The sequence below is a fragment of the uncultured Thiodictyon sp. genome, from assembly GCA_903837595.1.
GTDB lineage: Bacteria > Pseudomonadota > Gammaproteobacteria > Chromatiales > Chromatiaceae > Thiodictyon.
In genome coordinates this window covers 1-9,034 of record CAILVI010000032.1, presented here as the reverse complement: position 1 = coordinate 9,034, position 9,034 = coordinate 1, and the positions used below count along the sequence as shown (strand labels likewise).

Genomic DNA, 9,034 nt, shown 5'->3' with positions numbered 1-9,034 from the left:
GGGGGACATGACCTCAAACAGGGCCTTGAAGTCCTTCTGCTGCAAGGGCAGCAGACGGTCGAGCGCTTCCTGGCGCTCTTCCTGGGTGTCGGCCACGATCATGTCGATGACGATCGGCAGGCGCGCCGGGTCATTGAACATGCGCTCGGTACGGGCCAGGCCGATGCCGACGGCGCCGTACTTGAGCGCGCGGCGCGCATCGACCGGGGTGTCGGAGTTGGCCATGACCTTGATCCGCGCCACCTCGTCGGCCCACTTCAGCAGCGTGACCAGCTCGTCGGTGAACTCCGGCTCCACGGTCGGGATCTCGCCCAGGTAGACCTTACCGGAGGTCCCGTCCAGCGTGATCATGTCGCCTTCCTTGAAGCTGGTGTCGCCGACGATGGCGATGCGCTTGTCGACATCGACGTGGATGCCCTCGGCACCGGCCACGCAGCACTTGCCCATGCCGCGGGCAACCACCGCCGCGTGGGAGGTCTTGCCGCCGCGCGAGGTCAGGATACCTTCGGAGGCGAAGAAGCCGTGGATGTCCTCGGGCTTCGTCTCTTCACGCACCAGGATGACCTTGAGCCCCTGCTCCTTGCCGAGCATCTCGGCGCGGTCGGCGTCGAACACCGCGATGCCGGAGGCGGCACCGGGGGAGGCCGGCAGACCGGAGGCGACGGGGGTGACCTTGGCCTTGGGGTCCAGGCGCGGGAACAGCATCTGCTCCAGGCTGTCGGGGGCGACGCGCAGCAGGGCCTGCTCCTTGGTGATGATCCCTTGCTTCTCCATCTCCACCGAGGTGCGCACCTGGGCCACGGCGTTCATCTTGCCGTTGCGGGTCTGCAGGCAGTACAGGATGTTGCGCTCGATGGTGAATTCGAAGTCCTGCACTTCCTTGTAGTGGCTCTCCAGGCGGTCGCGCAGGGCATCCAACTGCTTGGCCATCTCCGGCAGATCGGCCTTGAGGGAGGACAGCGGCTTGGGGGTGCGGATACCCGCGACCACGTCCTCGCCCTGGGCATTGACCAGGTACTCGCCGTACAGGACGTTCTCGCCGGTGCCGGGGTCGCGGGTGAAGCCCACGCCGGTGCCGGAGTCATCGCCACGGTTACCGAACACCATGGTACAGATGTTGACGGCGGTGCCGTTGGCCATGGCCGGCGTGATGCCGAACTGGCGACGATAGTCCACCGCGCGCTTACCGCCCCAGGAGGCGAACACGGCCTTGATGGCGATCAGGAGCTGCTCGTACGGGTCAAATTAGGAGCTGCAACGGGCTCGCGTTCTGGGCGACCGTTTGTCGTACCATGTGCGAAGGTCCCAACGGATCGTAACGGCCGCAACCCCAGAGCAGACTGAAACATCCCGGACCACCACCGGTTGCATTTCAGCACCGCGATCACCCCGACTTGCGGCCCTCGACCTAGTCGCTTTTATATTCTGATTCATATAGTTGATGTCACGCGCTGACTTACTCGTCGATCTCGTTAAAGCCGGTACCCGTGGCGACCGGGGGACTTTTGTGCGGCTGGTAGAATCCATGGCCGCCGAGGAGCGGGCGAAGAACCATTCCCTGCTCGCTGACCGACTGGTCCAGGGCCTGAACCTCAACGGCAACGGCCGCAAACCCATCGGACTGGTGATCCCCGACGAGAAGGCCTTTGATCTGCTGCACGAGATCGTGCCGCGGCGGTCGCTGGACTCGCTGGTCCTGCCGCCGGTCGTCCGCATGGCCTGCGACGAGTTGGTGGAAGAGCACCATCGGACCGACCTGCTGCGGACCTACAATCTGGAGCCCCGGCATCGGGTGCTGCTGGCTGGCCCCCCGGGCAACGGCAAGACCACGCTGGCCGAGGCCCTGGCCGACGCCCTCATGGTGCCGCTGTTCGTCGTCCGCTACGAGGCTGTCATCGGAAGCTTTCTCGGCGAGACATCGCAGCGTCTGCGGCGGGTCTTTGAGCATATCGCCAGCCGACGCTGCGTCTTGTTTTTCGACGAGTTCGACACCCTGGGCAAAGAACGCGGCGATACCCACGAGACCGGGGAAATCAAGCGCGTCGTCAGCACCCTCCTGATGCAGATCGACGCCCTGCCAAGTCACGCGGTCACGGTCGTCGCCAGCAACCATCCCGAACTGCTCGACCGCGCCGTCTGGCGCCGTTTCCAGTTGCGCCTGGAACTGCCGCCCCCGAGTCAGTCGATGCTCGAAGAGTGGTTCCGGCGTTTCCAAGATCGTTTGGGCGAGCCGCTTGGTTGGCCACCCCGTGCGCTCGCGATGCGGCTTAAGGGCTTGAGCTTCGCTGAAGCGGAACAGTTCGGTGAGGATGTGCTGCGACGGCATGTGCTTGCCCTGCCGGACAGCAACCTGAAGCGGATCGTACAAACACGGCTTGAGGCTTGGCAGCAGCGGTTTACCGTCCGACCCGATGAACCGACAGGGACGACGGAGCGGATACAGGACTCATGAACAACGCAGACCGACTGCCCCTGTTGCTCTTTCAAGAGCCAGTGCCGACGCCGAAAGCGCGACGGTTCGGCGGCGGTCCAAAGTTCAATCCCCGCTCCCGCGAGGAGGTCGCGGGGTACCTCGGCCCCAAACTGACCCGACTCGACCAGGCACTGGAAGCCGAACGTATCCGGGTGCAGGCGACCGGCGCCGGGATCGAGCCGGAGATGGCGCTGGTCATTGAACTTGCCACCGACCTGAGCAGCTTCGTCGCGGCGGCCAGGGGCATAGGCCTCGAGTGGCTCGCCGAGGACGAGATTGACCTGGACCCCAGCGAAACCATTTTCCCCATCAACAAGAAAGGCCAGCGCCAGAACAAGCCCTTTCACGGGCGCCTCTTCCTCACGATGACCGACCGCCGGGCACTCGCCCAACTGCTGAGCCGTTGGGCAAAGTAGCGGGATGACCCCAAGGCGGATTGGCCCCACGGCGAGGCAGCCTGGCGGGACCTGTTCCCTCTGATCGTCGACATCCGTCCCTGGGGCGCCGACGACCGCTTGCGCGAGACCGGCGTATTGGACGACCTTGCCGAGCGTATCGAGGATGGCCAGGGGGTCATACCGTTTGAGGCAGAGCTCTGGCATAGGCAGACCGCCGAACGGCGCGCCCTGGCCGAAGCCGAAGTCGGGCGGTTGATCAGGGAATTGGGCGGCAGCGTTTCCGCTCGGTGTCAGCTTGCCGACATTCGCTACCACGCGATTCTCGGTGAGATCCCCGCTGACGCGGTATCACCTTTGCTCAGCGAAGATCGCAACATCGACCTGATCCGCTGCAACGATGTCTGGCTCCTCCGTCCGGTCGGCCAATGCGCGGTCCCCCTCAGCCGCAAGCCGGAGGCTGGCGAGGCCGCAGCGCCCCCCGGAGCGCTGCCGAAGCCCGCGTTGCCTCCGATCGTGGCGCTGCTGGACGGCCTGCCCCTCGCCGGCCACCGACTGCTCAAGGACCGGTTGATTATCGACGACCCGGACGGATTCGAGGCCGACGCCCCGGCGCAGTACCGGATGCATGGAACCTCCATGGCATGGCTCATCGTCCATGGCGAACTCGATGCGGACGAGCCACCGCTACCCCGCCGGATCTACTGCCGCCCAATCATGAAGCCGCAGACAAGCGCGCGCGATTCCAAGGAGCACATTCCGGACGGCGTGCTCCCGGTGGACCTGATCCATCGGGCCGTGCGCCGACTCTTCGAGGGTGATGGCTCCACCGAGGCCCAGGCACCTGAGGTTCGGATCATCAACCTGTCGGTTGGCGATCCTTCCCGCCTCTTCTTTCACGGTCTGAGCCCCTGGGCTCGCCTCCTCGACTGGCTTTCGTACAAGTACGGTGTGCTCTTCATCGTGAGCGCAGGCAACCACGCCGCCGCGCTCAATCTGGACATCCCAAAGGGTGCCGCTTGGTCAAGCGCCGATGCGGGAACGCGAGAAGCGGCCATATTGCGGGCACTCAAGCTCAACGCGCGCCACCACCGCATCCTTTCACCCGCCGAGTCAATCAACGCCTTGACCGTCGGGGCCGCCCATGCGGATGCATGCCCGCTGGGTGCGCGGGCCACCTATCATTGCGACCCGCTTCCTACTCGATCCCTGGCAAGCCCGGTCAGCGCGAATGGTCTTGGGTTCCTGCGCGCACTCAAACCGGAGATCCTGATGCTAGGCGGCCGACAGATCTACGAGGAGGCGTTGGGCACTGGGGAACCCAACATCAGGCTCGCCCCGCTTCAGAACTATGGGCCGCCAGGACAGAAGACGGCGGTCCCAGGTTCAGTGCCGGGCGAGTTGGACAAGACCTTGTGGTTCCGCGGGACCAGTAACGCCACCGCGCTCGCCACCCGCCTTGGTGCGCGGCTATTTGAAATACTTGAATCTCTGAGGGCAAAGTCCGATGGACGGATACCCAGTCCACGGCACGACCCGGTATTGCTCAAGGCCCGGCTCGTCCACGGTGCCGCTTGGGCCGAAGCAGGCGACCGGCTGCGCGACATCTTCAAGCAGGAGGTCGGCGGGCATAAGATCAAGGAGTTTATCGGTCGGTTCCTGGGATACGGGCTCGTCCATCCTGAGCGCGTCCTTGGATGCACCGAGCAGCGGGCCACCCTGCTCGGGTTCGGAACGCTGACGAAGGGTGAGGCTCATGCCTTCGCGCTCCCGCTGCCCAGCGACCTGAGCGGTACACGCGGTCTGCGCCGGCTCACTGTCACCCTCGCTTGGCTTACACCAACAGCCCCACACCAGCAACGCTACCGAAAAGCCCAGCTTTGGTTCACCACAGACGCGCGCGACCTGATTGGCGTTACGCGCGGTCCGAACGGCTATGACGACGCCTTGGTGAAGCGCGGAACCGTCCAGCACGAAGTATTCGAGGGCGAAAAGGCCCGTGCATTCACCGACGGCGATTCCCTGCGTATCCAGGTCGACTGCCGGGAAGACGCCGCCGGACTGGATGAGGAAATAGACTACGGGCTGGTCGTCAGCTTTGAGGTGGGGGAAGAGGTTCCGGTGGAAGTGTACGAGCAAGTTCGGCAACGACTGCGAGCAATTGTACCCATAAGCGCTTAATTCACTATCAAGTATAACCGTATCGATACCAAAACGGTGGAACAAGGCTGAACGCAATGGATACTCGTCTGATCCGGACTGAGCCCGATTACGAAGCTGCGCTAGACGAGACCGCCTCGCTGATGGGAGATGATCGGCTGCTTGGCCCCCCTGAAGGTGGCCGCCTGGACATGCTGGCCACCTTGGTGCAGGTGCCTGAAGCGCAACATCATCCCGTGCCACCACCCGATCCGATCGAGGCCATCAATTGCGGCGGCATCGCCTCGGCGAGAATATGACGCAATTGTGCGCGAACCTCCCGATGAAATCCGGCGCAGGCGGCTGGTTGAATCCCCTCAAGCACGGGCAGTTTGACCGCCCACGCCGTCAGCGGCGGATCGCCGGGCAGATTGAACCTGCCCGATCCCAAGAGATATGGCGACTCGTCACCCGGACCATTGCGCAAGTCTTCGCACGACGGATAAATCAGAACCACGGGGGGCGAACGCTCGGCATGATCGCGTGAGCCCATGGCAGCGTATTGGAACATCTGCACCGCCAAATCACCTCCTCCCTCCGCGGTCGGCGGCTGGAAGAACCTGTATTTGGCATCGATCACCAAGGCAACGTCGTGACCCCGCCGTATGCGCAGGTCCGGAATCCGCGGCGCCACCGGTAGGCCCTGCCAAAACAGTAGCGGTTCCGGAGCACTCCGGTTTTCTCGTGGCCACTCAACTTCGCAGTCATGAAACTCAGGAAACTCGGCGATCACTTCTTTCAAGCAGCGCCAGAGGTACAATTCCCAAACCTCGGCGCTGTCGAAAAGGAAGCCCGGGACGCCCTTGCCGCCCCGACTTGCCGACTGACGTTCGGCGACGATCATTGCGGCCAAGACATGGGCCGCACGAAAGCTGTCGTTGGCCCGGCTCCAGCGCATCGCTTCTGCCGGAAAACGCTCGGGCAACGCCACGCCATTGGCTGCCAGCGCCTCAGCCCACTCACGGGCGATACGATGAAAGCCGCCGGTGCAGTTGAACGGAAAGCGTCTGTGCTGCTCAAGTGTTCGAATCGCCAGGAGCGTGCCGCGGTTTACCGGATGATCATAGGTGAGTTCGTCGTACCGACAGGCGAAGTTCTGCTTATCGATGAGCTTGGCCAACTGCGCTGGCAGATCCAACTCGCCGCGTAAGGCGGGGGCATCAGAGACCGACTTCCGAACAAATGCCTTCGCCGCACCACGATTGCGACGCCAGGCCGCCTCATGCACGAGAACCCAGGCCAGAGGCAACAGATCACCTTCGCCGGACGCGGCCGAAGGTATACCCCCTTCACCCATAGTACCCACACTGAGAACCGCGGTCAGCATCGCCTCGAAGCGACCCCAACCGATGCGGGGAAGGATCGTGTAGGATTCGCCCTCGAACCCAAACTGGCCCACCCAACGCGTGGCGCACCAACTCGGGGCAGCAGCGATATATGTGCGAAATATAAAGGGGACGCACTCCACATCAAAGCGCGCGGCTACAGTACCGATCTGCGCCAGCGAGATGCCTCGCCACCGCAGTCGCCTCTCATCCAGGGCATTGCTCAGTACCCCTGGCGGCAGTGCCGCGAACTCGGCAATCGACACGGGTATCACAAGTGCTCGATGAAAGAATCGCGCAGCTTGGCTAATTCTTGCTGGTAGAGGGGTGCCTCGAATCCAAGGGCATCCTCCAGCAAGGGGCCGAGGAAATAGAGCCACAGCCGTTTCAAGTGCAGTGCGGCATCGATCTGCCCGTCGCGATGCCCCGTGCTTTGCATGATGCCGACCAGTTCGGCGAAATAAGTATGTCCGAGCGCGTGTTCCGCACTCAGGGGCAGCCCCGTATCCTTTTGGCCTGCCGCGATCTTGCCATTGAGCGCCGCGGCGCGTTCAACAAAGCTAACGATCTGATCTTCCTTGACCTTCACGCCAGCGTTCTCGAATTTCTCCAGTAGCATCTGCCTCAGGCGAGTCCTGCTAAAATCGAGCCGGTACCAGGCGAACCGGCGTCGCAACGCCGCGTCGAAGGAACCGATCGAGCGATCCGCCTGATTCATGGTGCCAACGAGGTAGAGATTTTCGGGCAGGTAGAATTTCTCCCCACCGGAGAAAGGATCTTGCGGCAGGCGCTTGCCGCTCAGCACCGAGATAATCTGGCTATTCTGCGCTAGAGTATGCGGAAGACGGATGGAATGATCCTTGCCCTCCGCGTTGCGGTACTCGATACAGTAGAGCACTTCCCCGAAGACCCGAGCCAAGTCCGCGCGGTTAATCTCATCGATTAGCAGCGCATAAGGCTGCGGCTGCCCGCTATCCGTGTCTGGCTGCGCAAGTGCCGCCTCGGCCGCTAAGCGATAGAGAATGCCCGGTTCAACACTGTAGCTGATCGCCCCGTTGACGGACCGGGGGCGAATCCCGATGATGAAGTCAGCATAGGAGTAGCCAGTATGGAACTGCACCCGGCACCAGTTTTCTTTCGGCACCAGGGCCGGCAGAAGCTCCTCCTGCGCAATATGGGTCTTACTGGTCCCCGGCACGCCGTACAGGACGAGGGACTTCTTCATTACTAGCAATTGCCGCGCTTCCACATCCTCATCGGCCGCCAGCAACTCGGTAAGAAAGTCGAAGTGCGAGGTGTTTCTTGGTTCACCCGCGGCGGGCCACACGAATGCGTCGTAAGCGGTCAGCAACACGCGGTAGGCGGCCGAGTAGTACGCATACCGGTCGAACTCCAGAGGGCAGAGGCGCAATCCGAGCTTGAAGACCAAGTCTTTGAGCAGGCGCCCCATGCCGGCAACCTGCGAATACCCGTAGCTGGTTGTCATGTACTGCACTGGAAAGAACTGCGGCCAGACGAGGTGGAAGGGCACCGACAAATTCGGGCATTCCTTCCAACCATGCGCATCTCTCAGGCGGGTGCGGAACGCCTCGCAGTCCTCCGCCCCCGGCTGGAATCCGGCGATGCCCCCAATCGCCGCATTCAGTCTGTCGCGGTAAGTCGACAACTGATCCGCTCCGTATTCGGGAAAAGCCCCGTCTGCAAGTATCGATTTGATTCCCAACCCTTTACTTTGCGCAAAATTCCAATGCCGATGGCCACTACTGAATAGCCACGTGAATGTGGATTTGGATAAATCTACTTCCCCCAGGCTCTGCAAAACGCGGGGACAGTCCAAGGCCGTTCTTGCGCCTGTCGTATCTGCGAAATCATAGCCATATGTCTTGCCTTTGTCCCAGTTATCCCCGATCCACCAATGGCCGTCACCGAACGAGCCCTCCAATGGTCCAAAAACCTTGCTCGCGCTGGCACGAATTTCATCGAGTACCGCCGCTGTGGAGCGTCCATCGAGATCCGCAAAAACCCGCAAGAGATCGTGATCTTTTATTTGCTTGTAAAATTCGTTCCGATACTGGTCCACCGTCGTCTATCCTCGCATTTTCACTGAACCGATGACTCAATTGTTGGCTGGCCGGTAACCAGCGAATCGTGATATCACAACAAGGCCCGCCCCGCGCGCGGCATGAGCGGTCACTTGCTCATCTGCTCCTTCGCACCGCAGCCGGTGTGAGCATGCAGAACGTGCTCCAACAGCCCGTGTAGGGCGGATGGCCGCAGGCCGATCCGCCTGCAAGGTGGCGGAACCGCTGCGCGTTCCGCCCTACGGCGCTCAATCGTCTAAGGCATCCCCTGCCGCCGCAGGCGCATCGGGACTGGCGGCAAGCCAGGCATCGAAGGCCGCGAGGTCGCCGCGGGCCTGGCGCTCACGCACATAGGCCTCGGTCTTGAGGGCGGACACCTTCTCGGCAATCGCCGTGACGAAAAATTGGTTCATGGATACCTGCTCTTCCTCCGCCACCTGGCGGGCGTAGGCGAACAGAGACTCGGGAACGCGCAGTGCATAGTTGGCCATCAGGTCTACTCCTCGCGCAGTTGGCGCAGAAACGCGCCCGGCGTCAACACCGGCAGCCGGAACCGCTCGG

The 9,034-nt window shown here is 62.5% G+C and carries 6 protein-coding genes and 1 pseudogene; 3 read left to right on the top strand and 4 right to left on the bottom strand.

The annotated features are described in order from the left end of the window. A pseudogene (locus QZY44_RS02185) lies at positions 1–1,242 on the bottom strand (PEP/pyruvate-binding domain-containing protein); the annotation flags it as partial. A 199-nt stretch (positions 1,243–1,441) separates the two neighbouring features. Here QZY44_RS02185 and QZY44_RS02180 point away from each other — a divergent pair. From QZY44_RS02180 to QZY44_RS02170, 3 genes are all read left to right on the top strand, one after another. Next, a complete protein-coding gene (locus tag QZY44_RS02180) occupies positions 1,442–2,452 on the top strand; it encodes an ATP-binding protein (protein WP_295441634.1) in 1,011 nt (336 codons plus the stop codon). Beyond that, positions 2,449–2,889 carry a hypothetical protein gene (locus QZY44_RS02175; protein ID WP_295441631.1) on the top strand — a complete coding sequence of 147 codons (441 nt, stop codon included), beginning with the start codon at positions 2,449–2,451 and terminating at the stop codon, positions 2,887–2,889. Before QZY44_RS02180 ends, QZY44_RS02175 begins: the two co-directional genes overlap by 4 nt. Positions 2,890–2,988: 99 nt before the next feature. Beyond that, entirely contained in the window at positions 2,989–5,049 is a 2,061-nt protein-coding gene (locus QZY44_RS02170) for a S8 family peptidase (RefSeq protein ID WP_295441628.1), read from the top strand. Positions 5,050–5,257: 208 nt separating this feature from the next. Here the strand turns inward: QZY44_RS02170 and QZY44_RS02165 are convergent, their stop codons facing one another. From QZY44_RS02165 to QZY44_RS02155, 3 genes are all read right to left on the bottom strand, one after another. Continuing rightward, positions 5,258–6,658, bottom strand: coding sequence for a hypothetical protein (locus tag QZY44_RS02165; RefSeq protein WP_295441626.1), 1,401 nt, complete (start codon positions 6,656–6,658; stop codon positions 5,258–5,260). 5 nt (positions 6,659–6,663) lie between these two features. Further along, positions 6,664–8,472, bottom strand: a complete 1,809-nt coding sequence (locus QZY44_RS02160; RefSeq protein WP_295441624.1) for an AAA family ATPase — start codon at positions 8,470–8,472, stop codon at positions 6,664–6,666. A 249-nt stretch (positions 8,473–8,721) separates the two neighbouring features. Then, a complete protein-coding gene (locus QZY44_RS02155; RefSeq protein WP_295441621.1) occupies positions 8,722–8,964 on the bottom strand; it encodes a hypothetical protein in 243 nt (80 codons plus the stop codon). Positions 8,965–9,034: the final 70 nt, after the last annotated feature.

What these genes read in the sequence shown, in the direction of transcription:
- QZY44_RS02155 (WP_295441621.1), bottom strand. Translation starts at nt 8,964, where the DNA reads ATGGCCAACTATGCACTGCGCGTTCCCGAGTCTCTGTTCGCCTACGCC.
- QZY44_RS02175 (WP_295441631.1), top strand. Translation starts at nt 2,449, where the DNA reads ATGAACAACGCAGACCGACTGCCCCTGTTGCTCTTTCAAGAGCCAGTG.
- QZY44_RS02180 (WP_295441634.1), top strand. Translation starts at nt 1,442, where the DNA reads ATGTCACGCGCTGACTTACTCGTCGATCTCGTTAAAGCCGGTACCCGT.